Below are 24,984 nucleotides of genomic sequence, written 5' to 3'. Positions count from 1 at the left end.
CCACCCTGGGAGACCCCCATGCACGTCACCGGCACCACGCCGTACCCCTGGCCGTTCGACGGCGACCTCGGCGGCCCGGGCACGGCCCTGCTCGTCGTCCTGCCCGTCGGCGTCGACCCGCCCGCCGCGATCGACCCCCTGGCCGAGGCGGTCCGCGGCGTCGGGGGCCGCGTCATCGTCGTGCGGACCACCGCGCCCGCGCCCGGCACCGACCGGCCGCCCGGCATCCCGGGGGAGGCGGCCACGGGGGTCGCCGACCTCGACCTCGCCGCGGGTGGGGTCGACGGGTTCTACGCCAGCGACCTCGACCTCGTGCTGCGGACCGGCCGGGTCCGGCGCCTGCTGTTCGCCGGCGTGGGGCTGGAGACCTGCGTGCACTCGACGATGCGCGACGCGAACGACCGCGGGTACGAGTGCCTCCTCGTGCTCGACGCCTGCGTGCCGATCGATCCCGACCTCGTGGCCGCCTCGGTGTCCAGCATCGAGATGTCGGGCGGCATCTTCGGCGCGGTGGGCACCGTTGCCTCCGTCATCGACGCCCTCGCCACACCCGTCCTCGCGCTGACCTCAGGAGACCTGTGATGACCGACCAGCTGACCACCGCGACCGCCACCTTCGGCCCGGTCGAGGCCGACCCGTACGCGTGGCCGTACGACGGCACGTTCTCCGCCGCGACCACCGCGATCCTCAACATCGACTGGCAGCGGGACTTCTGCGGTCCGGGCGGCTACGTCGACGCGATGGGCTACGACCTCGAGCTGACCCGCGCCGGCCTGGCGCCGACCGCGGCGATGCTGGCGGTGGCGCGCGAGCTGGGGTTCCACATCCTGCACACCCGCGAGGGCCACCGCCCGGACCTCTCGGACCTGCCGGCCAACAAGCTGTGGCGCTCGCGGCGGATCGACGCCGGAATCGGGGACGTCGGGCCGTGCGGCCGGATCCTCACCCGGGGGGAGCCGGGCTGGGAGATCGTGCCCGAGGTCGCGCCGTGGCCGGGGGAGCTCGTCATCGACAAGCCGGGCAAGGGCTCGTTCTACGCCACCGACCTCGACCTGATCCTGCGCAGCCGGGGTATCACGCACATCATCCTCACCGGCATCACGACCGACGTCTGCGTGCACACCACCATGCGCGACGCCAACGACCGGGGCTACGAGTGCCTGCTGCTGTCCGACTGCACGGGCGCGACCGACTACGGCAACTACCTCGCGGCGCTGAAGATGGTGACGATGCAGGGCGGTGTGTTCGGCGCCGTCGCGGACTCGGCGGCCCTGCTGGCCTCGCTGGCGAACCCGCTCCCGGCCTGATCGCGAGCGGGCGGCGCCCGCCCGTTCTCTCCGATCCCTGCAAGATTCTCCCGATTCTCTTGCTGCAAGTTGCTGCAAGCGGATACGGTCGGCGACACCTGCCCCACACATCGACGTGCGGGGAGACGAAGGAGTCGCCATGTCGCCCGCCGACGCCCCCGTCCGCCATCCCTCTCGCGTCCTGGCCGCGCTGACCGCCCTCGCGGTCGCGGGGATCGGGCTCGCCGCCGCCGTCGCTCCCACCCCCGCGCAGGCCGCCGACCGCACGGTCGCCCTGGTGGGGGACCTGCAGACCGAGCTCGGGTGCGCGAGCGACTGGCAGCCCGACTGCACGCAGTCCGAGCTCGCCCCGACGTCGACGGCGGGGGTGTACTCCGCGGACTTCACGGTCCCCGCCGGCACCTACGGCTACAAGGTCGCGATCAACGACTCGTGGGACGAGGCGTACGGCAAGAACGGCGGCGCCGACAACATCCCCCTGGTCGTCGACGGACCCTCGAGCCTGCGGTTCACGTACGACGACACCACGCACCGGATCGCGGTCACCCCACTGGACCTGGGCGCGGGCTACACGCCGGCGGACGACGCCCTCGTCGCGGCCCCCGTGCGCGACCCCGGCGCCGACCAGCAGTTCTACTTCGTCATGACGGACCGGTTCGCCGACGGGGACACGTCGAACGACACCGGCGGCCTCACGGGCGACCGCCTGACCACGGGCTTCGACCCCACGGACAAGGGCTTCTACGAGGGCGGCGACCTGGCCGGGCTGCAGAGCAAGCTCGACTACATCCAGGGCCTCGGCACCACGGCGATCTGGCTGACCCCCTCGTTCAAGAACAAGCCCGTGCAGGGCACCGGCGCCAACGCCTCCGCCGGGTACCACGGGTACTGGATCACGGACTTCACGCAGATCGACCCGCACCTGGGCACCAACGCCGAGCTGCAGACGCTGATCGCCGACGCCCACGCGCGCGGCATCAAGGTCTACTTCGACATCATCGCGAACCACACCGCCGACGTGATCTCGTACGCCCAGAACGAGTACACGTACATCGACCAGGCGACCAAGCCGTACAAGGACGCCAGCGGCACGGTCTTCGACCCGCACACCTACGCGGGCACCGACAGCTTCCCGACGATGGACCCGGCGACCAGCTTCCCGTACACGCCGGTGATCGCCCCCGCGGACGCGAACGTCAAGGTCCCGGCCTGGCTGAACGACCCGACGCTGTACCACAACCGCGGCGACTCGACGTACTCCGGGGAGTCGACGACGTACGGCGACTTCTCCGGCCTGGACGACCTGATGACCGAGAACCCGACCGTGGTGAACGGGTTCGTGGACGTCTACGACCAGTGGGTCGACCTGGGCGTCGACGGCTTCCGCATCGACACCGCCAAGCACGTCAACTTCGAGTTCTGGCAGAAGTTCACGACGGCGGTCCGGGCGCACGCGTCCTCCGTCGGCAACCCGGACTTCTTCATGTTCGGTGAGGTGTACGACGCCGACCCGGCCAAGCTCTCCCCGTACCTGCGGGACAGCGACATGAACGCGGTCCTCGACTTCACGTTCCAGGCGGCGGCCAGCGGCTACTCCAACGGCTCGTCCTCGGCGTCCGCCCTGAGGTCGCTGTACGCGGGCGACGACATGTATACGACGCCGACGACCAACGCCCAGGCTCTGCCCACGTTCCTCGGCAACCACGACATGGGGCGCATCGGGCACTTCGTCGGCAACGCCGCCAGCCCGGAGCAGCGCTCGGAGCTGGCGCACTCGCTGATGTACCTCACGCGCGGCCAGCCGGTCGTCTACTACGGCGACGAGCAGGGCTTCGTCGGCGCCGGGGACGGCACGGACAAGGACGCGCGGCAGTCGATGTTCGCCACGCAGGTGCCGGAGTACGCCAACCAGAACCTGCTCGACGGCACGCTCGCCGGCTCGGTCGACCGGTACGACACCGGCTCCGCGCTGTACCAGCACATCGCGGAGCTCGCGGCTCTGCGCAGCAGCTCGCGCGCGCTGCAGGACGGCGCGCAGATCGAGCGGTACGCCAGCGGCGCGGTCTACGCGTTCTCCCGGGTCGACGCGACCGAGAAGATCGAGCACCTCGTCGCGACGAACAACGGCGCCACCCCGGCCACGGTCACCATCGACACCCTCACCCCCGGGGCCACGTTCGCCCCGCTGTACGGGACGGCGACCGGCGTGACCGCGGCCGCGGACGGGAAGGTCTCGGTGACGGTCCCCGCCCTGAGCGCGATCGTGCTCAAGGCCGGGACCACGGTCGGCGCCCCCGCGACCGCCGGCAGCATCAGCGTCACGGTGCCGTCCGCGGGCGCCGGCCTCTCCGGGCTGGTGCCCGTGAGCGCCGACGTGGCCGACGACGTCTGGAGCCAGACGTCGTTCGCCTACCGGGTGCTCGGCGACACGACCTGGACGCCTCTCGGCACGTCGGAGACGACGTCGCCCCGCGTGTACCACCAGGTCACGGGCCTGCCCGACGGCGCGATCGTGGAGTACCGCGCCGTGACGGTGGACGCCGCGGGTCACAGGTCGGCCGCGTCGACCTTCGCCGGCGTCGGCGGCGCGATCGACGGCGTGGTGCCGGACACGGGCCCGGTGCCGCCGACGTCGGTCTCCGTGCCCGGCAGCCACAACAGCGAGCTGGGCTGCGCGGGCGACTGGCAGCCGGCCTGCGACGCGATCCAGCTGACCGCGCGCCCGGACGGCATCTGGTCCGGCACGTTCACGCTGCCGGTCGGCAACTACGAGTACAAGGTCGCGATCAACGGCAGCTGGGACGAGAACTACGGCAAGGGCGGCGTGAACAACGGCGCGAACGTCCTGTTCTCGGTGACGACCGCCGGCCCGGTGACGTTCTACTACGACCCGGTGACGCACTACTTCTCGTCGACCGCGCAGGGCCCGATCCTCACGGTCCCGGGCTCCGTCAACAGCGAGCTGGGCTGCCCCGGCGACTGGCAGCCGGACTGCATGAAGACCTGGCTCCAGGACCTGGACGGCGACGGGACGTACACGTTCACCGCGGAGGTGCCTGCCGGCAGCTACGAGGTCAAGGTCGCGCACAACCTCGGATGGGACGAGAACTACGGCGCCGGCGGCGTCGCGGGCGGCGCGAACATCCCGTTCACCGCGCCCGGCGGCAAGCCCGTGACCTTCTCGTACGTCCTGGCGACGCACGTCCTCACCATCCAGGTGACGGACCCGCCGTTGCCGGGTGCGGGCCTGCAGCAGGCGCTGTGGATCGACCGTGGCACCATCGCGTGGCCGTCCGACTGGGCTGCTGACCCGGCCACCTCGACGTTCGCGCTGCACAGCTCCGCCGTCGGCGGGATGTCGGTGCAGGACGGCGCGCTCGTCGGCGACGACGGCGTCCCCGTGCCGCTGACGTACGACCCGACCGGCCTCACCGCGGCCCAGCTGGCCCGGTTCCCCGCGCTCGCGACGGGGTACCTGGCGCTGCACGTCGGGGACGACGCCCAGGCTGCGGACCTCCTCCGTGGCGCGCTGCTGGTCACCCAGCAGGCAGCCGACGGCACGTACCAGGCCGCGACAGGGGTGCAGATCCCGGGCGTGCTGGACGACCTGTACGCGGCGAAGGCGGGCAAGCGCGCGCTGGGTGCCACCTGGAGCAAGAGCGGCGTCCCGTCGCTCGCGGTGTGGGCGCCGACGGCGCAGAAGGTCGACCTGCTGCTCTGGACCGGCTCGGCCACCGCGGACCCGCAGCGGGTCACGGCCACGCGCCAGACCGACGGCTCGTGGACGGTCGCCGGCGCGAAGTCGTGGGCCGGTGCGCAGTACCTCTGGGAGGTCACGGTCTACGCGCCGACCACCGACAAGGTCGAGGTCAACCAGGTCACCGACCCCTACTCGGTCGCGCTGACCACCAACTCGACCCGCTCGGTCCTGGTCGACCTCGCCGACAAGGCCTTCCGGCCGTCGCAGTGGGAGAAGACGAAGCAGCCGGTGGTGCGGCCCGTGGACCAGACGATCTACGAGCTGCACGTGCGGGACTTCTCGATCAACGACACGACGGTCCCCGCCGCGAAGCGGGGCACCTACCTCGCGTTCGCGACGAACGGCGCCGGGCGCACGCACCTGCGTGAGCTGCAGAAGGCGGGGCTGACCACGATCCACCTGCTCCCGACCTTCGACATCGCGTCGATCCAGGAGGACCGCGCCCTGCAGAAGACGCCGGACTGCGACCTCGCGTCGTACGCCCCGGACTCCGAGCAGCAGCAGGCCTGCGTGACGGCCGTGGCCGACGCGGACGGCTTCAACTGGGGGTACGACCCGCTCCACTGGTCGGCGCCCGAGGGCTCGTACGCGGTGAACCCCGAGGGCGGGGCGCGCGTGGCCGAGTTCCGGACGATGGTCGGTGCCCTGCACTCCGACGGCCTGCAGGTGGTCCTCGACCAGGTGTTCAACCACACCACCGCGAGCGGGCAGTCGCCGCAGTCGATCCTCGACCGCGTCGTGCCCGGCTACTACCAGCGGTTGACCGCCACGGGCACGGTCGAGAACTCGACCTGCTGCCAGAACGTGGCGACCGAGCACCTCATGGCGCAGAAGGCCATGGTCGACTCGGTGGTGACGTGGGCCCGCGACTACAAGGTCGACGGCTTCCGGTTCGACCTCATGGGCCACCACTCGGTGGACACCATGAAGGCCGTGCGCGCGGGGCTGGACGCGCTGACCCCCAAGAAGGACGGGGTCGACGGGTCGAAGGTCTACCTCTACGGCGAGGGCTGGAACTTCGGCGAGGTGATGGACAACGCGCTGTTCACGCAGGCCACGCAGGGCCAGCTGGGTGGCACGGGCATCGGCACCTTCTCCGACCGGCTGCGCGACGCCGTCCGCGGCGGAGGTCCGTTCGACGCCAACCCGCACATCCAGGGCTTCGGCTCCGGCGGCGGCACCGACCCGAACGGGGACCCGATCAACGGCACGGAGGCCCAACAGCTGGCCCGGGCGGCGCACGACGGCGACCTGGTCCGGCTCGGCATGGCCGGCAACCTGCGGGACTTCGCGTTCGAGACGAGCGCGGGGACGGTCCAGAAGGGGTCGGAGATCGACTACAACGGCCAGCCGGCCGGGTACGCCGACTCCCCGGAGGAGGTCATCACCTACGTCGACGCGCACGACAACGAGACCCTGTGGGACTCGCTCACCTACAAGCTGCCGACGGACACCCCGATGGCGGACCGGGTGCGCATGAACACGGTCTCGCTGGCGACGACGGCCCTGGCCCAGACCCCGTCGTTCTGGCACGCGGGCGCCGACCTGCTGCGCAGCAAGTCGCTCGACCGCAACAGCTTCAACTCGGGCGACTGGTTCAACAGCCTCGACCTGTCCGGCCAGGACAACGGCTTCGGCCGCGGTCTGCCGCCGAAGGCCGACAACGTGGACAAGTGGCCCTACCAGCAGCCGCTGCTGGCCGACCCGGCCCTCAAGCCGACGCCGGCCGACATCGCGACCGCGTCCAAGGCCGCCGACGACCTGCTGCGGCTGCGCTTCTCGACGCCGCTGTTCCGGCTCGGGTCCGCCCAGCTGATCGAGCAGAAGGTCGGCTTCCCGGGCTCCGGTCCGGACGCCGACCCCGGGGTGGTCGTCATGACCATCGACGACGCGCCCGGCTGGGACGCGACGACGAGGACGTGGGCCAAGGACGTGGACAAGAAGCTCGACGGGGTGCTGGTGGTGGTCAACGCGTCCGACGAGGCGACCACCCAGACCGTGTCCTCGCTGAGCGGCCACAAGCTGACCCTGTCGCCGGTCCAGGCCAAGGGCAGCGACCCGGTGGTCAAGGGCACCAGCTGGGACAAGGCCGGCGGCACCGTGACCGTCCCGCCCCGCACCGTCGCGGTGCTGGTGGAGAACCACGCGAGCGGCCACCACGGTGGCGGCTGGTGGCACTCGTTCCGCGGGTGGTGGGCCTCGCACGTGGCGTGAGCCGACGAGCCGCCGCAGCGGCAACCGGTGAGGGCGAAGGGCCTCGCGACCTCGGTCGCGGGGCCCTTCGGCGTCTCGTGACGTGGACCACTGTCTTCGTGGCGCGAAGCCAAGAGCGCGGGGATACGTCCTGAAGGTGACCTGTTAGCGTTCACTTCGTAATGACTTCGTGATGTTCACACGCTCAGAGGTCGATTGACTTCGAGAAACGAATGTAACAAGGTTGGGGCCGCTGCACCCGACGGAGCACTACCGACGGTCGCAGCCGGGACACCGGACCGGGAGCGCAGATGCTGCCTGTTCGACGAACCCGAGCACTCCCAGGCCCGAGTCACCGGGCCCTCAACGACGAGAAGGAGCACAGCAATGCGACGGATCACTATCGCGGCAGTGGGTGCGGTCTTCGCACTCGGCCTGGCCGCATGTTCGGGCAGCGGCGCCGGCGGCGACGACGCGGCGACCAGCGGTGCGACCAAGGACGCGAGCGACCTCACGGTCGGCGTCGCGATGCCGACGCAGACCTCGGAGCGGTGGATCGCCGACGGCAAGGCCGTCAAGGAGGGCCTCGAGAAGGCCGGCTACAAGGTCGACCTGCAGTACGCCGGGGACGACATCCCCACGCAGCAGCAGCAGATCGACCAGATGATCACCAAGGGCGCGGACCTGCTGATCCTCGCCTCGATCGACGGCACCGCCCTGGCCACGCAGCTCCAGGCCGCCGCCGACGCGAACATCCCGGTCATCGCGTACGACCGCCTGATCCGCGACAGCGAGAACGTCGACTTCTACGTGACGTTCGACAACTACAAGGTCGGCGTGCAGCAGGCGACCTCGCTGCTGACCGGCCTGGGCATCCTCAAGGACGACGGCTCGAAGGGTGACGCGGCGGGTCCGTTCAACATCGAGCTGTTCGCGGGCTCGCTGGACGACAACAACGCGCACTTCTTCTACCAGGGTGCGATGGACACGCTGCAGGAGTACATCGACAACGGCACGCTCGTCGTGAAGTCGGGCCAGACCGACATCGAGCAGGTCGCCACGCTGCGCTGGCTGCAGGAGACGGCGCAGAAGCGCATGGAGGACCTCCTCACGTCGACCTACTCGGACGGCTCCAAGGTCCAGGGCGTGCTGTCCCCGTACGACGGTCTGTCGCGCGGCATCATCACGGCGCTGCAGAACGCCGGCTACGGCCCGGCGATCTCCGGCGGCATGCCGATCGTCACCGGCCAGGACGCCGAGATCGCGTCGGTCAAGCTGATCAACGACGACGTGCAGTACTCGACGATCTTCAAGGACACGCGCAAGCTCGCCGACCAGGCCATCGTCTCCGCGCAGGCCTTCCTCGCGGGCAACGAGCCCGAGGCGAACGACACCAAGACGTACGACAACGGCGTCAAGGTGGTCCCGTCCTTCCTGCTCGACTCGGACGTCGTCGTCAAGGACGGCATCCAGAGCCTGCTGATCGACTCGGGCTACTGGACGGCCGACCAGGTCGCCAGCGGCCAGGCCTGACCCGTTCGACCTGACCCTCGACCGGCCGGCACCGCGTGCCGGCCGGTCGGGGGTCACCCCCACCAGCGGAGGGCCCGGCGACCGAGCCCTGCACGACGAAGGACGGTGGAAGCCGCGTGGCCAACCCCATTCTCGAGATGCAAGCCATCACCAAGACTTTCCCCGGCGTCAAGGCACTGCAGGACGTGTCGATGTCGGTCGAGCGTGGCGAGATCCACGCGATCTGCGGCGAGAACGGTGCCGGCAAGTCCACCCTCATGAAGGTGCTCTCCGGCGTGTACCCGCACGGCTCCTACGAGGGGTCGATCCTCTTCGAGGGCGAGGAGGTGCAGTTCGGGTCGATCAACGACTCCGAGGCCAAGGGCATCGTGATCATCCACCAGGAGCTCGCCCTCGTCCCGTACCTGTCGGTCGCGGAGAACATCTTCCTCGGCAACGAGCGCTCGCAGCGCGGGCTCATCGACTGGAACCGCGCCAACGCCGAGGCGGCTGCCCTGCTCGCCCGGGTGGGCCTCGACGAGCTCCCGGTCACCCCGATCGGCCAGCTCGGCGTCGGCAAGCAGCAGCTCGTGGAGATCGCGAAGGCGCTCTCCAAGGAGGTGAAGCTGCTGATCCTCGACGAGCCCACCGCGGCCCTGAACGACAACGACTCCGAGCACCTGCTCGGGCTCCTGCGCCAGCTCAAGGCCCAGGGCATCACGTGCATCATGATCTCGCACAAGCTGAACGAGATCGCCGAGATCGCCGACACCACGACGATCATCCGCGACGGCCGGACCGTCGAGACGCTGAACATGGCGGCCGACGAGGTCACGCAGGAGCGGATCATCCGCGGCATGGTCGGCCGGGACCTCGGCCACCGGTTCCCCCCGCACGACTCGACCATCGGCGAGGAGGTGCTGCGGATCGAGGACTGGACCGTGCACCACCCGACCGACCCCGAACGCATCGTCGTCGACGGCGCCGCCCTCTCGGTGCGCGCGGGCGAGATCGTGGGCCTGGCCGGGCTCATGGGCGCGGGCCGCACCGAGCTCGCGATGTCGGTCTTCGGCCGGTCCTACGGCAGCAACATCTCCGGCAAGCTCTTCCTCCACGGCGAGGAGATCAAGGCGTCCACCGTGAGCGAGGCCATCTCGCACGGCATCGCGTACGCCACCGAGGACCGCAAGAAGTACGGCCTGAACCTCATCGAGGACATCCGGTCCAACATCTCCGCCGCCAACCTCGGCAAGGTGTCCCGCTCCGGGTTCGTCAACGCGAACGAGGAGATCAAGGTCGCCGAGGAGTACCGCCAGAGCATGAACATCAAGGCGCCGACGGTGCTGGCGCTGGCGGGCAAGCTCTCGGGCGGCAACCAGCAGAAGGTCGTGCTGAGCAAGTGGCTCTTCACGGACCCGCAGGTGCTCATCCTCGACGAGCCGACGCGCGGTATCGACGTCGGCGCCAAGTACGAGATCTACACGCTGATCAACGCCCTCGCCGACGCCGGCAAGGCCGTGCTCGTCATCTCCTCGGAGCTGCCCGAGCTGCTCGGCATCTGCAACCGGATCTACACGCTCTCGGCCGGCCGGATCACCGGTGTGCTGCCGCGGGAGCAGGCGACTCAGGAGAACCTGATGGAGCTCATGACCAAGGAAAGGGACCAGGTTCGATGACCGCCATGGCAGGCCTGAGGGACCTCTTCACGAGGAACCTGCGTCAGAGTGGGATCGTCGTCGCGTTCGTCGCCATCGTGGGGCTGTTCACCATCCTCACCGACGGCGTCCTGCTCTCCCCGGGCAACGTGACGAACATCGTCCTCCAGTACTCGTACATCCTCATCCTCGCGATCGGCATGATGATCGTCATCGTCGGCGGTCACATCGACCTGTCGGTGGGGTCGGTGGTCGCGCTCACCGGCGCGGTCTCCGCGGTGGTCGTCATCAAGCAGGGGCTCCCGTGGTGGGTCGGCGTGCTCGCCGGTCTCGCGGTCGGCCTCCTGGTCGGCTTCTGGCAGGGCTTCTGGGTCGCGTACGTCGGCATCCCCGCGTTCATCGTGACGCTGGCCGGCATGCTCCTGTTCCGCGGCATGACGCTGCGCGTGCTCGACAACGTGTCGCTCTCGCCGTTCCCGGCCGAGTACCAGCGGATCGCCGGTGGCTTCCTCAACGGGTTCCTCGGCGGCAACGGCATCGACGTCTTCACGCTCGTCATCGGCGCGATCGCGGTGCTCGGCTACGCGGTGAGCCAGGTGCGTGCCCGCCAGGGGCGGATCAAGTACCAGCAGGTCGTCGAGTCGATGCCGATCTTCGTCACCAAGATCGTGCTGGTCGGGCTCGTCGGCATGGCCTTCACCTACCAGCTGGCCCGCAGCCGTGGCCTGCCGATCGTGCTGATCATCCTGGGCATCCTGATCATCGCCTACACGGTCGTGACGACGAAGACGGTCTTCGGCCGCCACGTCTACGCGATCGGCGGCAACCTCTCGGCCGCGCAGCTCTCGGGTGTGAAGGTCAAGAAGGTCAACTTCTGGATCTTCGTCAACATGGGCGTGCTCGCCGCGGTCGCCGGTGTCGTGTACTCGTCGCGGTCCAACGGCGCACAGCCGGGCGCGGGCAACATGTTCGAGCTCGACGCCATCGCCGCCTGCTTCATCGGCGGTGCGTCCACCACGGGCGGCGTCGGCCGCGTCACGGGCGCCATGGTCGGTGGCCTGATCATGGCCGTCATGAGCAACGGCATGCAGCTCATGGGCATCGACCAGTCGGTGCAGCAGATGGTCAAGGGACTCGTCCTGCTGCTGGCCGTCGCGTTCGACATCTACAACAAGCGGCGCGCGGGCGCGGCGCGCTGACGAACGACCGATCGGAGCAGAGGCTCGGGGCTATGCTCGCGGGCGTGGGAGGGCGACTGACGATGTCGGGCTCCCAGTCGTCGCTCCGTGAGGCGAACCGGGCCCTGATCGTCGAGACGGTCCACCGGCACGGCGGGCTCACGCAGGTGGAGCTCGCCGGTGCCACCGGCCTGTCGGCCGCGACCGTCTCGACGATCGTGAAGGAGCTGCTCGGCGCCGGCGTCGTCGAGACGCGGAACACCACCCGGAGCGGGCGACGTGCCCAGATGGTCACGCTCGCCCACCGGGTGGGTCTGGCGGTGGGCATCATCATCGGCCACCGGCAGCTGCGTGTGGCGCTCGGCGACGTGACCAGCGAGGTCGTCGCCGAGCAGACCCTGCCGCTGCCCCCCGAGCACCGGGTGGACACCAGCCTCGACCGCGCCGCCCTGCTGGTCGCGGACCTGCTCGAGCGCGTGGGCTCGACCGGCGACGAGGTCGTCGGCATCGGGGTCGGCCTGCCGGCGCCCGTCGACAGCACGACCGGCATGATCTCCGTGCGCGGCATGATGCGCGGCTGGGACGAGGTCCACGTCGCCCACGTGCTGTCCAAGCGCCTCGCGAGCCCCGTGTTCGTCGACAACGACGCGAACCTCGGGGCGCTCGCCGAGAGCGCGCACGGCGCGTCTCGCATCTACCGGGACTCCGTCTACGTCCGCGCGTCGTACGGCACGGGCGCGGGGATCGTCATCGGCGGCCAGGTGCACCGCGGCTTCGCGGGGACCGCCGGCGAGATCGGCCACGTGCAGGTGGACCCCCAGGGCGACATCTGCCGGTGCGGCAGCCGCGGGTGTCTCGACACCGTCGTCGGCGCCGCCGCCCTGCTCGAGCCGCTGCGGTCCAGCCACGGCTCCCTCGCGCTGCGCGACGTCATCCAGCAGGCGATCGACGGCGACCCGGGGTGCGCGCGCGTGATCGCCGACGCCGGGTCGACCATCGGCGAGGTCGTCTCCGGGCTGGCCATGGCCGTGAACCCGGAGTGCATCGTGGTCGGCGGCGAGCTGGCCGAGACCGGCGAGCTCCTGCTCGGCCCCCTCCGCGAGGCGATCCGCCACCGGGTGCTGCTCAACCAGATCGCCCCGCTCGAGGTCGTGCCCGCCGAGCTGGGTCAGCGCGCCGAGGTCATCGGCGCGCTCGAGCTCGTGCTGCGGTCGACCGACTTCGTCCAGCGTTCCGACGACCAGGCCCGGTCGGCGAGCCAGCAGGAGGACGACGATTGACGCGCGAACCAGGCGGGGTTTCACTGCAGGTACGTGCCCAACGAGGAGCAGGTGAGGTCATGAGCGCATCCCCCCGGGTGCCGCTGCTGTCCCTCAGGCAGATCAGCCTGCGGTTCGGTGCGGTCGAGGCGCTCGTCGGCGTCGACCTCGACGTGTTCGACCACCAGGTGGTCGCGCTCGTCGGGGACAACGGCGCCGGCAAGTCGACGGTGGCCAAGGTGATCTCCGGCGTGCTCACGCCCGACTCCGGGATCATCGAGATCGACGGCGAGCAGGTGACCATCCCCTCGCCGTCCGCGGCGCACGCGCTCGGCATCGCCACGGTGTTCCAGGACCTCGCGCTGGCGGGCAACCTCGACGTGACGTCGAACATCTTCCTCGGCCGTGAGCTGACCGACGGGGTGCTGCTCGACGACGGGAGGATGGAGCAGGTGGCCCGAGGGATCCTGCGCGACCTCACCCTGCGCATCCCGTCGGTGCGCACGCCGCTGTCCGAGCTCTCGGCGGGGCAGCGCCAGGCGGTCGCGATCGCGCGCACCCTCATCGGGTCCCCGCGCCTGGTCGTGCTCGACGAGCCCACCGCCGCCCTGTCCGTCGCCCAGACCGCCGAGGTGCTCACGTACATCGAGCGCCTGCGCGACCTGGGCCACGGCGTCATCCTGATCAGCCACAACATGAACGACGTGCGCGCCGTGTCCGACCGGATCGTCGTGCTGCGGCACGGGCGCAACAACGGCTCGTTCGATGCCTCCAGCGCCACCTACGAGTCGGTCCTGGCCGCGATCACCGGGGCGACCAGCCTGGACAACAGCGACATGCTGCGCCGGATGGGCGCGCTGCACTGACCCCGCACGCACGAGGGGCCCGCGACCGGTGAGGTCGCGGGCCTGTCGGCCGTGCCGGGTCGAGGCCCGCGCCACCACGGACGACTGGCCCGCGCGGGGCTGCCGTCCGCCAGGTCGACGCCCACGGAAGGGGGCGAGCGCCGGCGCCAGAGGTTCGCGTGAAGACTTCGTTCCGCTGAGCGCAACAAAGTCTTCACGCGAACCCTGTAGGGCGTCGCGGTCTCCGGCGGCGCGCTGCAGCGCCGCGCCCTCGAGCCCTCCGGGTGTGCGCTCCCAGCCCGCCCCTCTGTGGATTGCCGGCGTCATCGATCTCGCTCCCGCGGGACGCTGCGGCCGTGAGCGACGCCCGCCCTGCACCCCGACCGGCTCGGTTCCCGCTCCAGCTGGACGTTGCAGCGCGGAGCACCGTCGTCCGGCAGGAGGCCGTGGTGACATCGGCGCAGCTGCATGCGTGGGGAGTGGGCCGTGCGGTCGTGTCCCGACGAATTGCCCAAGGTGACTGGCAGCGGCTGTGGCGCAGCGTCGTCGCCCTGCACTCGGGCGCGATCACGTGGCGGGAGCGCGCTCGTGGAGCTGTGCTCTACGCCGGCGACGGTGCCGCTCTCTCGCACGCCTCGGCGGCCTTCGTGCACGGGATCGTCTCGGCGCCCGGCCCGCAGATCGTGGTGAGCGTCCCCGCCCACCGCGTCGTGTCGACACCGCCCGGTCTCGTGGTGCGGCGCCGGCGGACGATGCCGTACGCGGGCGGGCCGATCCGAGCCACCGGCGTCGATGACACCGTGCTGGACCTGGTGCACGAGATCGACTCGGAGGATGACGTCGTCGGCCTCGTCTGCGACGCGGTCCGCGCTGGCGTGCTGCCCGGCCGGCTCCTGAGGTACGCCGGCGAGCGGCGGCTCCTCCGGCACCGTGACCTGGTGGAGGACCTGCTCGGGGACGACGGCCAGGGCATCGAGTCGCCGCTCGAGCACCGCTACGTCCGCGACGTCGAACGGCGCCACCGGCTGCCCACCGGACACGCCCAGGTGCGCGAGCGGACCGGCGGGCGCTGGATCCGGGCCGATCGGGTGCATGTCGGGCTCGGCGTCCGGATCGAGCTGGACGGGCAGCTCGCCCATCCGTCCGGCCGCACGGACCGCGACACCTGGCGCGACAACGCGGTGCTGATCGAGCGGTCCGAGATCACCCTGCGATACCGGTGGCAGCACGTGGTGAGCGAACCGTGCGCCACGGCCGCGCAGGTGGTGGCTGCGCTGCGCTCGCGCGGCTGGACAGGCCGAGCTCGACGCTGCTCGCCGACCTGCCCTGTGCTCGCGTGAAGACCTTGTTCCGCTGAGCGCAACGAAGTCTTCACGCGAACGGCTTTCGCTCCTGCCGCCCGCCGACGTCGACCGGTCAGCGGGTCGTACTGCTCAGCGGAAGACGATCGTGCGGTGGCCGTCGAGGAGCACGCGGTGCTCGGCGTGCCAGCGCACGGCCCGGGCCAGGGCCCGTCGCTCGACGTCCTGCCCCAGCGCCACCAGGTCGTCGACGTGGCGGGAGTGGTCGACGCGCTCGACGTCCTGCTCGATGATCGGGCCCTCGTCGAGGTCGCCGGTGACGTAGTGGGCGGTGGCGCCGATGAGCTTGACGCCGCGGTCGTGGGCCTGCGCGTACGGCCGGGCGCCCTTGAACGAGGGCAGGAACGAGTGGTGGATGTTGATGATGCGGCCCGGCAGGGCGCGGCAGAGGTCGTCGGACAGGATCTGCATGTAGCGCGCGAGCACCACGAGCTCGACGTCGAGCTCCTCCACCAGCTCGAGCAGCCGGGCCTCGGCCTGCTGCTTGGTCGCGGCCGTCACGGGGACGTGGTGGAACGGGATGCCGTAGAACGCGGCCAGCGGCTCGAGGGCGGTGTGGTTGGACACCACGGCGACCAGGTCGATCGGCAGGTTCTCGGACCGCTGGCGGAACGCGAGGTCGTTGAGGCAGTGTGCGGCGGTCGATCCCATGACGAGCGTGCGGACCGGGCGGCCGACGACGTCGAGCGACCACTCCATCGCGAAGCGCGCGGCCACGGGCGCGAACGCCGCCTCGAGCTCGTCCCGCGGGGTGGACGCAGTGACCTGCACCCGCATGAAGAACAGCCCCGACAGCGGGTCCCCGAACTGCTGCGACTCGGTGATGTTCCCTCCGTGCTCGGCCAGCAGCCCGGCGACCGCGTGCACGATCCCGGGGCGGTCGGGGCAGGAGAGGGTGAGGACCCAGTGGATGCTGTCGAGTGAGTCGGAGGACACGAGGTCCGAGAGTAGTGGTCGCGCGGATCGGCTGACACGATGGGCCGCATGACGCAGGCCGACCTCCAGATCCGTTCGGTGACCCCCGACGACGCCGGCGAGCTGCTCACGCTGCGCCGCGCCGCGTTCGTGACCGAGGCCCAGCAGTACGGCGACCCGCACATCCCGCCGCTCACGCAGACCCTCGAGGAGCTCGAGGCCGACCTGCAGAAGGACGGCGTCATCACGCTGGGCGGCTGGTACGGCCACCGCCTCGTCGGCTCGATCCGCGTGCTCATCGAGGGCCCGAAGGCGACGCTGGGCCGCTTCGCGGTCGCCCCCGACCTGCAGGGGCAGGGCTTCGGCACCCAGATGCTCATGGCGATCCTGCCGTTCCTGCCCGAGGGCATCGAGGAGGTCTGGGTGTTCACCGGCCGTGACTCGGTGCAGAACCTCGCGCTGTACGCCAAGCACGGGTACGAGCACCAGCACGACCAGACCGCCGGTGACCTCACCTACGCGTACCTGCGAAAGATCCTGGGCGACGGCTCCGACGAGGGCTGAGCCTTGGTAGCCTGTCCGCGTCGCGACTGGCGAAACGGGTGGGTCACCACCGGGGAGCGACGCAGCAGCAGACCAACGGGTCGGACGCCTGGGCCCCCGGTCACCACACACGAGTGTGCGGGTGCCGGTGCGCGCGTACACGCTGACTGCGAACAGGAGTGCCGATGAGCGCCGACCAGATCCCCTTGATGGATCAGAACATCTCCCAGCTGGACCCGGAGATCGCCGCCGTCCTCGACGGTGAGCTCGCCCGCCAGCAGGGCACGCTCGAGATGATCGCGAGCGAGAACTTCGTGCCCCGCGCCGTCCTGCAGGCGCAGGGCTCCGTGCTCACCAACAAGTACGCCGAGGGCTACCCGGGCCGCCGCTACTACGGCGGCTGCGAGCAGGTCGACATCGCGGAGAACATCGCGATCGCCCGTGCCAAGGCCCTGTTCGGCGCCGAGCACGCCAACGTCCAGCCGCACTCGGGTGCCACGGCGAACGCGGCCGTGCTGCACGCCCTGATCAACGCGGGCGACAAGATCCTCGGCCTCGAGCTGGCGCACGGCGGCCACCTCACGCACGGCATGAAGATCAACTTCTCCGGCAAGCTCTACCAGGTCGGCGCCTACGGGGTGGACCCCGAGACGTTCCTGGTCGACATGGACGTCGTGCGCGAGAAGGCGCTCGAGCAGCGCCCCGACGTGATCATCGGCGGCTGGTCCGCGTACCCGCGCCAGCTCGACTTCGCGGCGTTCCGTTCCATCGCCGACGAGGTGGGCGCCAAGCTCTGGGTCGACATGGCGCACTTCGCCGGCCTGGTGGCCGCGGGCCTGCACCCGAGCCCCGTCCCGCACTCCGACGTGGTGTCCTCCACGGTGCACAAGACGATCGGCGGCCCCCGCTCGGGCTTCATCCTGAGCCGCGAGGAGTACGCCAAGAAGATCGACTCGGCCGTGTTCCCGGGCCAGCAGGGCGGCCCGCTCATGCACGTGATCGCCGCCAAGGCCGTCGCGTTCAAGGTGGCCGGCACCGAGGAGTTCAAGGACCGCCAGCAGCGCACGCTCGACGGCGCCCGCCTCATCGCCGAGCGCCTCTCGGCCCCGGACGTCACGGCGGCCGGTGTCTCGGTGCTCACGGGGGGTACCGACGTGCACCTCGTGCTCGTCGACCTGCGCCACTCGGACCTCGACGGCCAGCAGGCCGAGGACCTCCTGCACGCGGCCGGCATCACCGTGAACCGCAACGCGGTGCCCTTCGACCCGCGCCCCCCGCGCGTCACCTCCGGCCTGCGCATCGGCACGCCGGCGCTGGCCACCCGCGGCTTCGGCGACGCCGAGTTCACGGAGGTCGCGGACATCATCGCGAACGCCCTGATCAACGGTGCCGCGACCGACGTCGAGGCGCTCCGGGCCCGGGTGCTCAAGCTCACCGAGTCCTTCCCCCTGTACTCCGACCTGCAGCAGTACTGATGACGGCTCGGCTTCTCGACGGGACCGCCACGGCGGCCCGGATCAAGGCGGAGCTGACCGAGCGTGTGGTCGCCCTCGCCGCGCGAGGCGTGACCCCGGGCCTCGGCACCCTGCTCGTCGGCGACGACCCCGGCTCGCGCTGGTACGTCGCCGGCAAGCACAAGGACTGCGCCGAGGTGGGCATCGCCTCGATCCGTGAGGACCTGCCCGCCACGGCCACGCAGGACGAGATCGAGGCGGCCGTGCGCCGGCTGAACGAGGACCCGGAGTGCACCGGGTTCATCGTGCAGCTGCCGCTGCCCAAGGGCATCGACGCCAACCGGGTGCTCGAGCTCGTCGACCCCGACAAGGACGCCGACGGCCTGCACCCGACCAACCTCGGGCGCCTGGTCCTGCGGGTCAACGAGCCGGTCACGTCTCCGCTGCCGTGCACGCCGCGGGGCATCATCGACCTGCTGCTGCGGCACGACATCGACCTGCACGGGGCAGACGTGGTCATCGTCGGCCGAGGCGTGACCGTCGGCCGCTCGATCGGCCTGCTGCTCACGCGGCGGGAGATCAACGCGACCGTCACGCTCACCCACACGGGCACGGAGGACCTGGCGGAGCACACGCGCAACGCCGACGTCATCATCGCCGCGGCCGGGGTCCCGGGGATCATCACGGCCGACATCGTCAAGCCGGGCGCCGTCGTCATCGACGTCGGTGTCTCGCGGTCGACCGACCCGGAGACCGGCAAGAGCCGGGTCGTCGGCGACGTCGACCCCGGCGTGCGCGAGGTCGCCTCGTGGGTGTCGCCCAACCCGGGCGGCGTCGGTCCGATGACCCGCGCGATGCTGCTGAGCAACGTGGTGGACACCGCCGAGCGCCTGCTGGGCTGAAAACTTCCACGATCGGGGCCAGGCTGGTGCGGTGGCGGCCGGCCCCGGTCGTCGGAGGGAGATCAGTCATGGGCATCGTCCGTCCGCACCTCTGGTTTGACCGTCAGGCCGCCGAGGCGGCGCGGTTCTACGCCGAGGTCATCCCGCGGACGACCATCCACTCCGTGGTGACCGCGCAGCCGGGCACGCCGGGCGTCGACGAGGGAGCGGAGTTCATCGTCGAGCTGTCCATCGACGGCATGCGCGCGACGTTCCTCAACGCCGGCCCGGTGTTCGTGCTCGACGAGGCGTTCTCGTTCGTCCTCGACTGCCAGGACCAGGCGGAGGTCGACCACTACTGGGAGACGCTGATCGCCGACGGCGGCCGGCCGAGCCAGTGCGGCTGGCTCGTCGACAAGTTCGGCGTGTCGTGGCAGGTGGTGCCCGTGCAGCTGGACGAGATCATGTCCCGGCCCGACGCCGAGGGCGTGTCGCGCGCGATGGCGGCCATGCTGACGATGGGCAAGCTGGACGTCGAGGGCCTCGAGAGGGCCTATCGCGGGGAGTGAGCGGCCGTCCGGCCGTGTGGGCGAACTGAGGTTGGATGGTCCGGTGCTGACCATCGCGAGCGTGAACGTCAACGGGATCCGGGCCGCCTACAAGCGGGGGATGGGGGCCTGGCTGGAGGCGCGCAAGCCCGACGTGATCCTCCTGCAGGAGGTGCGCGCCACGGACGAGATCCTGGCCGACCACCTGCCGCCGGGGGACTGGCACCTGGCGCACGAGGCGAGCGAGACCAAGGGCCGCGCGGGCGTCGCCATCGCCAGCCGGCTGCCCATGACGGCGGTCCGGATCGGGCTGAGGACCGGGGTCACGGGCGACTCGGGCCGCTGGGTCGAGGCGGACCTGGCCCTGCCGGCGCACGAGGGCGCGCCACCGCGCAGCATCACCGTCGTGTCGACGTACCTGCACTCCGGCACGCTCGGGACGCCGTCGATGGACGAGAAGTACGCGTTCCTCGACCACGTGACCGGGCGGCTGGCGGACATCGCCGAGCAGGGCGGGTACGCCGTCGTCGCCGGGGACGTGAACATCGCCCACCGCGAGGCCGACATCAAGAACTGGAAGGGCAACCTGAAGTCGGCGGGCTTCCTGCCGCGCGAGCGCGCCTACCTCGACCGGTGGTTCGACGACCTCGGCTGGCACGACCTGGGGCGCGAGCTGGGCGGCGACGGACCCGGGCCGTTCACGTGGTGGTCCTGGCGCGGGCAGGCGTTCGACAACGACTCGGGCTGGCGCATCGACTACCAGCTGGCCACGCCCGACCTCGCCGACGCCGCCGTGAGCGCGACGGTCGACCGGGCCGCCACGTACGCGGAGCGCTTCTCGGACCACGCGCCGGTGGTGGTCGAGTACGACCTCTGAGGAGCGGGACCCGAAACGTTTTGGGTACGGTGTCCGGAACAGGGGAACGGACGAATGGGGCGGGCGTGCTGAGGTCGACGACGATCCGCGCTGGAGCGGCGCTCCTCTCGCTCGTCCTTGCGGTCGCCGCCCTGGTGGTCGTGCCGTCGTCCGTCGCGCAGGCCGACTTCGCCTCGCAGTGCGCGGCACCGACGCGCACGCAGGATCCCGGCGCCTCGTCGGTCGGGGTCGCCCCCGGGGAGGTCGTCCTGGTCGCGACGAGCTTCACGGGCGGCATCGACTCCCTGCCGGCGGGCGGGACGCTGTGCGTCGGGTCCGGCGCGACCCTGACCGGGCTCTACATGAACAACGCGGCGGGCGCGATGGTCGTCGCGGCCGGCGCGTCGCTGGTGATGCCGTCGATCGTCGTGTCCGCCGGCTTCTCGCTCGACGTCGAGGGGACGGCGGCGTTCGTCGGCCTGGGCGTGAACGGGGCATCGGACATCCACGTCGCGCCGGACGCCCAGCTGACCGTGGCCACCGACTTCAGTCCGGCGGCCGGCGCGTTCGTCAACGAGGGTGCGTTCGTCGTCGAGGGATCGATGAACCTCAACTCCGGTGTCACCGTCGACAACTCGGGCACGTTCACGGTGCAGGGCGGGGCGACGGTCAACGGTCCGCTGGCCAACTCGGGGGCGCTCGTCGTCGGAGGCGGCCTGACCATCAACGGCTCGGGTGCGTTGCAGAACACCTGCGCCGTCACGACGGCGGGCCCCCTGATGAACAACGGCACGACGTCGAGCAACTCCGGGTTGGTGCAGGTCGGTGGCGACTTCACCAACAACGGCGGCTGGCAGCAGAGCCAGGCCGGCATCACCAGCGCGGTCGGGCTCACGGACGACGGGTCGGTCAGGGGATTCGGCGCGTACCAGTTCTCGGGCACCACCCGGGTGCAGGGAAGCTTCGTCGGGAGCTCGGCGACCGACCCGATCCGCGTGCAGTCCGTGGCGCCGCCCGGCCAGGTCTTCGACGTCGAGACCGGGACGATCCAGAACGTCGTCCGGACGACGGTCGCGGTGCTCGCGGCGACCCCGATCTGCGTAGGCCCGCCGGCACCCGACAACGCGGACGTGACGGTGAGCAAGTCCGGCCCGGCGACCGTGCTCGAGGGCGGCACCGTCGCGTACTCCATCGCCGTGCACAACTCCGGCCCGTCGTCCGCGCAGGACGTGGTGGTCAGCGACACGCTCCCGGCAGGCTTCACGCTCGACCCGGCGTCGACGACCGGCACCCTCGTCGGCAACGTTCTGTCCTGGTCGGTGGGCACGCTGGCGCTGGACCAGGTCGTGGCGCTGTCGTTCGCCGGGACGGTGACGGCGGCGGCAGGCTCGACCCTGCTGAACGTCGCGAGCTCGACGTCCAGCACGATCGACACGGTCCCGGCCAACAACGACGGGTCGGCGGACGCGTCCCGGGTGTCCACCCTGGTCCTGGCCGTCCCGCCGCCGCTGAACCAGCCGCCGGTCGCCGACGACCTGGTGCTGGACACGACCACGGGACACCTGCTGGTCCACAGCGTCACGGCGACGGACCCGGACGCCGGCCAGGAGCTGACGTTCACGGTGAGCTCGGGGCCGGCGGAGGGCGTCGTCGACCTCGCCCCCGGCGGTGGGTTCGGGTACGTCTCCGACCTCGACTTCGCCGGGATCGACGTCTTCCAGTTCCAGGTCTGCGACAACGCCGCGCCCGTCCCGGCGTGCGACACCGGCACGGTCACCATCAACGTGTACCCCCGAGCGCACGACGACGTCGCGACGACGGCGGAGGACACCCAGGTCGTCATCCCGCTTCTCTCCAACGACAGCGACGGCGCCCCGCTGGACGCCACACCCGTGACCGCGCCGGCGAACGGATCGGTGCTCCTCGACCCCACGACCGGCGAGGCGACCTACACGCCGGCGCCGGGGTTCACCGGCACGGACACCTTCGAGTACCGGATCTGCTCGCCGACGACGACTCCGCCGCCGCTGCCGCTGTGCGACACGGCGGTCGTGACCGTGACTGTGGAACCGGGCAACGACCCGCCCACCATCGAGCCGCTCACCCTGGTCACCACCACGGGGACCCCGGTGACGGGGACGCTGGTGGTCGCGGACCCGAACGCCGGCGACACCCTGGCGGTCTTTCGCGGGATCCCGCCCCGCAGCGGGAACGCCACCGTCTCGCTCTCCGGGTCGACCAGCTACGTGCCGCTGGGCGGGTTCGCGGGCCGGGACTTCTACGGAGCGATCGTCTGCGACGACGGTGCGCCGCGGCTGTGCGCGACCGCGCGAGTGACGGTCGAGGTCTCCCCGGTCGCCCAGCCCGACACCGCCACCACGACCGAGGGCACCGGCGTGGACATCGACCTGTCCGGTAACGACCGGGGAAGCGTCGCCCCCCCGACCGTGACGAGCCCGCCCTCCCACGGGACCGTCACGATCGACGGCGGCACGGCCCACTACGTGCCGGAGGCCGGCTTCACCGGGACGGACACGTTCGAGTACACGATCTGCGCCGCGATCGCCGACGACCTGTGCGCCACGACGACGGTGACGGTGACGGTGACGGCAGCGACGCCGACTCCGACCCCGACGCCCGTGCCCCCGACGCCGGCCCCCGGTCCGCAGCCCGACGACGGCGGGGTCCTGGCGACGACGGGAGCGGAGTCCGGCCCGGTGGGGCTGCTCGGCCTCGCGCTCGTGCTGGCCGGCGGGCTGCTGGTCCTCCTGCGCCGCCGCGGGGCGTAGTCCCACCGTCGGGAGGGTCGTCCGTCGGGAGCGGCGACGACGCTCCCGACGGAGCACGCGCGACCGCTGCGCCCGTCGCTACCGTGGGCGGATGACGCCCGCGCCCGCCCCGTGGCAGGGCCCGCCGTGGGGCCGCGGGCGGTCGGCCTGGATCGCGGTCCCGGCCACGCTCCTCGCGCTCTTCACGGTCCTGGGCTGCGCGGGCGCGAATGCCTGGCACCCGGCCGCCCGTGCGTTCGATGCCCTGGCGGTGACGCTCCTGCTGCTGGCCCCGGCCTCCTTGGTCCTCGTGGTCCGGCGCGGGGCGCCCGCGGTCGTCGGCGCGGTGCTCGCCGTCGCGGCCCCCGTCGTCTACCTCGCGCTCGGGTACGAGCCCGGCCCGGCGCTCGTCCCCCTGGGCTTCGTCGTCGTGGCCCTCGGCGTCACCCGACGACGGCTGCTGTCGCTGAGCGCGGGGACCGCCGGCGCGCTCGCGGTGGTCGTGCTGGCGCTGCGCCCGGACGGCCTCAGCCCGGTGTACACGACGCTGACGATCACCGGGCTGGCGGTCGCGATGCTGCTGGGGGAGGGCGCCCGGGGCCGCGCCGAGCGGGTGCAGGCCGTCCGGGCCGCCAGGGTCTCGCGCGAGGAGTCGGCGGTGGCCGCCGAGCGGCTCCGGATCGCCCGCGAGCTGCACGACGTGCTCGCGCACTCGCTGTCGGGGATCACCGTGCAGGCCGGCGTCGGGCTGCACCTCATGGACCGCGAGCCCGAGGCGGCGCGCCGCGCGCTGGTCGAGATCCGCGAGGCGAGCCGCGACGCGCTCGACGAGGTCCGGGACGTGCTCGGGGTCCTGCGCGCCGACGGCGAGGCGCCGCGAGCCCCCGCGGGCGGGCTCGGTGCGCTGGTCGAGCGGGCGCGTGCGGACGGGCTGGTCGTCGACGACGTGGGCCTCGACGTGGCGGTCCCCGAGCCGACTGCGGCCGTGCTCCACCGCGTCCTGCAGGAGGCGCTCACCAACGTCCGCCGGCACGCCCCGGGTGCATCCGTGCAGGTCACGCTGGTCGTGGGGGAGACGGTCGTGCTCGACGTGCGCGACGACGGGCCGCCGGTCGGGCCGCTGGTCGACGGGTACGGGCTGCGCGGGATGCGAGAGCGCGCGGCTGCGGTCGGCGGGTCGCTGACGGCGGGCTCCGGGCCGACCGGCTTCCACGTCCGGCTGGAGGTCCCGCGATGAGCACGACCATCCGGGTCCTCCTCGCCGACGACCAGGGCCTGGTGCGCGGCGGCTTCCGGGCGCTCATCGACGCCGAGCCGGACATGACGGTGGTGGGTGAGGCGGCCTCCGGCGACGAGGCGGTCCGGCTCGCGCTCGAGCTGCTGCCCGACGTGGTGCTCATGGACATCCGGATGCCGGGCACCGACGGGCTGACGGCGACGCGGCGGATCGTCGACGAGCCCCGGGCGGCGGGCGTCCGAGTGGTCGTCGTCACCACGTTCGAGCTCGACGAGTACGTGGCCGAGGCGATCCGTGGGGGAGCGTCGGGGTTCCTGGTCAAGGACACCGAGCCGGCGGACCTGCTCCGGGCCGTGCGCGTGGTGGCCGCCGGTGACGCGCTGCTCTCACCGACCGTGACGCGGCGGCTGCTGGCCACGGTCGCCCGGGCCACGCGGGAGGTGCCGACCTCGTCGGCGCTCGCGGACCTCACGCCGCGCGAGCGCGAGGTGCTGGTGCTCGTCGCCGAGGGGTTGTCCAACGACGAGATCGGTGCGCGCCTGTTCCTCAGTCCGCTGACCGTCAAGACGCACGTGCTGCGGGCCGCGACGAAGCTGGGCGCGCGGGACCGGGCGCAGATGGTGGTGCTCGCCTACGAGTCGGGGCTGGTGCGGCCCGGGTGGGCCGGCTGACTCCGATCGGAGCGACCAGGACGGTCCGGGTGGACGACGAC

At 71.4% G+C, this 24,984-nt stretch carries 18 protein-coding genes and 1 riboswitch; of the genes, 17 read left to right on the top strand and 1 reads right to left on the bottom strand.

What is annotated here, in order from left to right:
- Nucleotides 1-18: 18 nt before the first annotated feature.
- From AC1DWH_RS13325 to AC1DWH_RS13285, 9 genes are all read left to right on the top strand, one after another.
- Entirely contained in the window at nucleotides 19-582 is a 564-nt protein-coding gene (locus AC1DWH_RS13325; RefSeq protein WP_477094077.1) for a cysteine hydrolase family protein, read from the top strand.
- Nucleotides 582-1,307 carry a biuret amidohydrolase gene (gene biuH / locus AC1DWH_RS13320; protein WP_477094076.1) on the top strand — a complete coding sequence of 242 codons (726 nt, stop codon included), beginning with the start codon at nucleotides 582-584 and terminating at the stop codon, nucleotides 1,305-1,307. Before AC1DWH_RS13325 ends, biuH begins: the two co-directional genes overlap by 1 nt.
- A 139-nt stretch (nucleotides 1,308-1,446) precedes the next feature.
- Complete coding sequence (pulA, locus tag AC1DWH_RS13315) at nucleotides 1,447-7,281, top strand: pullulanase-type alpha-1,6-glucosidase (protein WP_477094075.1); 5,835 nt, start codon at nucleotides 1,447-1,449, stop codon at nucleotides 7,279-7,281.
- 366 nt (nucleotides 7,282-7,647) lie between these two features.
- Nucleotides 7,648-8,793, top strand: a complete 1,146-nt coding sequence (chvE, locus tag AC1DWH_RS13310; protein WP_456845499.1) for a multiple monosaccharide ABC transporter substrate-binding protein — start codon at nucleotides 7,648-7,650, stop codon at nucleotides 8,791-8,793.
- Between the two features lie 137 nt (nucleotides 8,794-8,930).
- On the top strand, nucleotides 8,931-10,448 hold the full coding sequence (mmsA, locus tag AC1DWH_RS13305; protein ID WP_477094129.1) for a multiple monosaccharide ABC transporter ATP-binding protein: 1,518 nt from the start codon (nucleotides 8,931-8,933) through the stop codon (nucleotides 10,446-10,448).
- Nucleotides 10,445-11,626 (top strand): multiple monosaccharide ABC transporter permease, encoded by a 1,182-nt coding sequence (gene mmsB, locus AC1DWH_RS13300; protein WP_456845498.1) that lies wholly within the window; start codon nucleotides 10,445-10,447, stop codon nucleotides 11,624-11,626. Before mmsA ends, mmsB begins: the two co-directional genes overlap by 4 nt.
- A 62-nt stretch (nucleotides 11,627-11,688) precedes the next feature.
- Nucleotides 11,689-12,885, top strand: coding sequence for an ROK family protein (locus AC1DWH_RS13295; protein WP_456845501.1), 1,197 nt, complete (start codon nucleotides 11,689-11,691; stop codon nucleotides 12,883-12,885).
- 59 nt (nucleotides 12,886-12,944) lie between these two features.
- The gene (locus AC1DWH_RS13290) at nucleotides 12,945-13,730 is read left to right on the top strand and encodes an ATP-binding cassette domain-containing protein (RefSeq protein ID WP_456845497.1); all 786 of its coding nucleotides are present in this window, start codon (nucleotides 12,945-12,947) and stop codon (nucleotides 13,728-13,730) included.
- Nucleotides 13,731-14,065: 335 nt separating this feature from the next.
- Nucleotides 14,066-15,049 carry a type IV toxin-antitoxin system AbiEi family antitoxin domain-containing protein gene (locus tag AC1DWH_RS13285; RefSeq protein ID WP_477094074.1) on the top strand — a complete coding sequence of 328 codons (984 nt, stop codon included), beginning with the start codon at nucleotides 14,066-14,068 and terminating at the stop codon, nucleotides 15,047-15,049.
- Between the two features lie 93 nt (nucleotides 15,050-15,142).
- Here AC1DWH_RS13285 and purU read toward each other — a convergent pair whose 3' ends face one another.
- Entirely contained in the window at nucleotides 15,143-16,006 is an 864-nt protein-coding gene (gene purU / locus AC1DWH_RS13280; protein ID WP_456845495.1) for a formyltetrahydrofolate deformylase, read from the bottom strand.
- Nucleotides 16,007-16,045: 39 nt separating this feature from the next.
- Between purU and AC1DWH_RS13275 the strand changes: the two genes are divergently transcribed.
- The 8 genes from AC1DWH_RS13275 (at nucleotide 16,046) to AC1DWH_RS13240 (ending at nucleotide 24,943) form a co-directional block, all read left to right on the top strand.
- Complete coding sequence (locus AC1DWH_RS13275; protein ID WP_456845494.1) at nucleotides 16,046-16,549, top strand: GNAT family N-acetyltransferase; 504 nt, start codon at nucleotides 16,046-16,048, stop codon at nucleotides 16,547-16,549.
- Between the two features lie 12 nt (nucleotides 16,550-16,561).
- Nucleotides 16,562-16,650: riboswitch (ZMP/ZTP riboswitch) on the top strand.
- 63 nt (nucleotides 16,651-16,713) lie between these two features.
- Nucleotides 16,714-18,003 (top strand): serine hydroxymethyltransferase, encoded by a 1,290-nt coding sequence (glyA, locus tag AC1DWH_RS13270; RefSeq protein ID WP_477094073.1) that lies wholly within the window; start codon nucleotides 16,714-16,716, stop codon nucleotides 18,001-18,003.
- A complete protein-coding gene (locus AC1DWH_RS13265) occupies nucleotides 18,003-18,884 on the top strand; it encodes a bifunctional methylenetetrahydrofolate dehydrogenase/methenyltetrahydrofolate cyclohydrolase (protein WP_477094072.1) in 882 nt (293 codons plus the stop codon). The genes glyA and AC1DWH_RS13265 overlap by 1 nt, the downstream gene beginning before the upstream one ends.
- Before the next feature lie 68 nt (nucleotides 18,885-18,952).
- Entirely contained in the window at nucleotides 18,953-19,432 is a 480-nt protein-coding gene (locus tag AC1DWH_RS13260) for a VOC family protein (RefSeq protein ID WP_477094071.1), read from the top strand.
- A gap of 43 nt (nucleotides 19,433-19,475) precedes the next feature.
- The gene (locus tag AC1DWH_RS13255) at nucleotides 19,476-20,288 is read left to right on the top strand and encodes an exodeoxyribonuclease III (protein WP_477094070.1); all 813 of its coding nucleotides are present in this window, start codon (nucleotides 19,476-19,478) and stop codon (nucleotides 20,286-20,288) included.
- A 65-nt stretch (nucleotides 20,289-20,353) separates the two neighbouring features.
- On the top strand, nucleotides 20,354-23,056 hold the full coding sequence (locus tag AC1DWH_RS13250; RefSeq protein ID WP_477094069.1) for an Ig-like domain-containing protein: 2,703 nt from the start codon (nucleotides 20,354-20,356) through the stop codon (nucleotides 23,054-23,056).
- Nucleotides 23,057-23,147: 91 nt separating this feature from the next.
- Nucleotides 23,148-24,272: a sensor histidine kinase gene (locus AC1DWH_RS13245; protein ID WP_477094068.1), complete on the top strand. Its 1,125-nt coding sequence runs from the start codon at nucleotides 23,148-23,150 to the stop codon at nucleotides 24,270-24,272.
- Nucleotides 24,269-24,943: a response regulator gene (locus AC1DWH_RS13240; RefSeq protein WP_477094067.1), complete on the top strand. Its 675-nt coding sequence runs from the start codon at nucleotides 24,269-24,271 to the stop codon at nucleotides 24,941-24,943. Before AC1DWH_RS13245 ends, AC1DWH_RS13240 begins: the two co-directional genes overlap by 4 nt.
- The last annotated feature ends 41 nt before the right edge of the window (nucleotides 24,944-24,984 follow it).

It is taken from the genome of Cellulomonas sp. P2_F12, assembly GCF_056403775.1.
The sequence above is the reverse complement of the archived record's forward strand: the minus strand, read 5'-3'. Positions and strand labels throughout refer to the sequence as shown.

What these genes read in the sequence shown, in the direction of transcription:
- AC1DWH_RS13325 (WP_477094077.1), top strand. Translation starts at nt 19, where the DNA reads ATGCACGTCACCGGCACCACGCCGTACCCCTGGCCGTTCGACGGCGAC.
- biuH (WP_477094076.1), top strand. Translation starts at nt 582, where the DNA reads ATGACCGACCAGCTGACCACCGCGACCGCCACCTTCGGCCCGGTCGAG.
- pulA (WP_477094075.1), top strand. Translation starts at nt 1,447, where the DNA reads ATGTCGCCCGCCGACGCCCCCGTCCGCCATCCCTCTCGCGTCCTGGCC.
- chvE (WP_456845499.1), top strand. Translation starts at nt 7,648, where the DNA reads ATGCGACGGATCACTATCGCGGCAGTGGGTGCGGTCTTCGCACTCGGC.
- mmsA (WP_477094129.1), top strand. Translation starts at nt 8,931, where the DNA reads ATGCAAGCCATCACCAAGACTTTCCCCGGCGTCAAGGCACTGCAGGAC.
- mmsB (WP_456845498.1), top strand. Translation starts at nt 10,445, where the DNA reads ATGACCGCCATGGCAGGCCTGAGGGACCTCTTCACGAGGAACCTGCGT.
- AC1DWH_RS13295 (WP_456845501.1), top strand. Translation starts at nt 11,689, where the DNA reads ATGTCGGGCTCCCAGTCGTCGCTCCGTGAGGCGAACCGGGCCCTGATC.
- AC1DWH_RS13290 (WP_456845497.1), top strand. Translation starts at nt 12,945, where the DNA reads ATGAGCGCATCCCCCCGGGTGCCGCTGCTGTCCCTCAGGCAGATCAGC.
- AC1DWH_RS13275 (WP_456845494.1), top strand. Translation starts at nt 16,046, where the DNA reads ATGGGCCGCATGACGCAGGCCGACCTCCAGATCCGTTCGGTGACCCCC.
- glyA (WP_477094073.1), top strand. Translation starts at nt 16,714, where the DNA reads ATGAGCGCCGACCAGATCCCCTTGATGGATCAGAACATCTCCCAGCTG.
- AC1DWH_RS13265 (WP_477094072.1), top strand. Translation starts at nt 18,003, where the DNA reads ATGACGGCTCGGCTTCTCGACGGGACCGCCACGGCGGCCCGGATCAAG.
- AC1DWH_RS13260 (WP_477094071.1), top strand. Translation starts at nt 18,953, where the DNA reads ATGGGCATCGTCCGTCCGCACCTCTGGTTTGACCGTCAGGCCGCCGAG.
- AC1DWH_RS13245 (WP_477094068.1), top strand. Translation starts at nt 23,148, where the DNA reads ATGACGCCCGCGCCCGCCCCGTGGCAGGGCCCGCCGTGGGGCCGCGGG.
- AC1DWH_RS13240 (WP_477094067.1), top strand. Translation starts at nt 24,269, where the DNA reads ATGAGCACGACCATCCGGGTCCTCCTCGCCGACGACCAGGGCCTGGTG.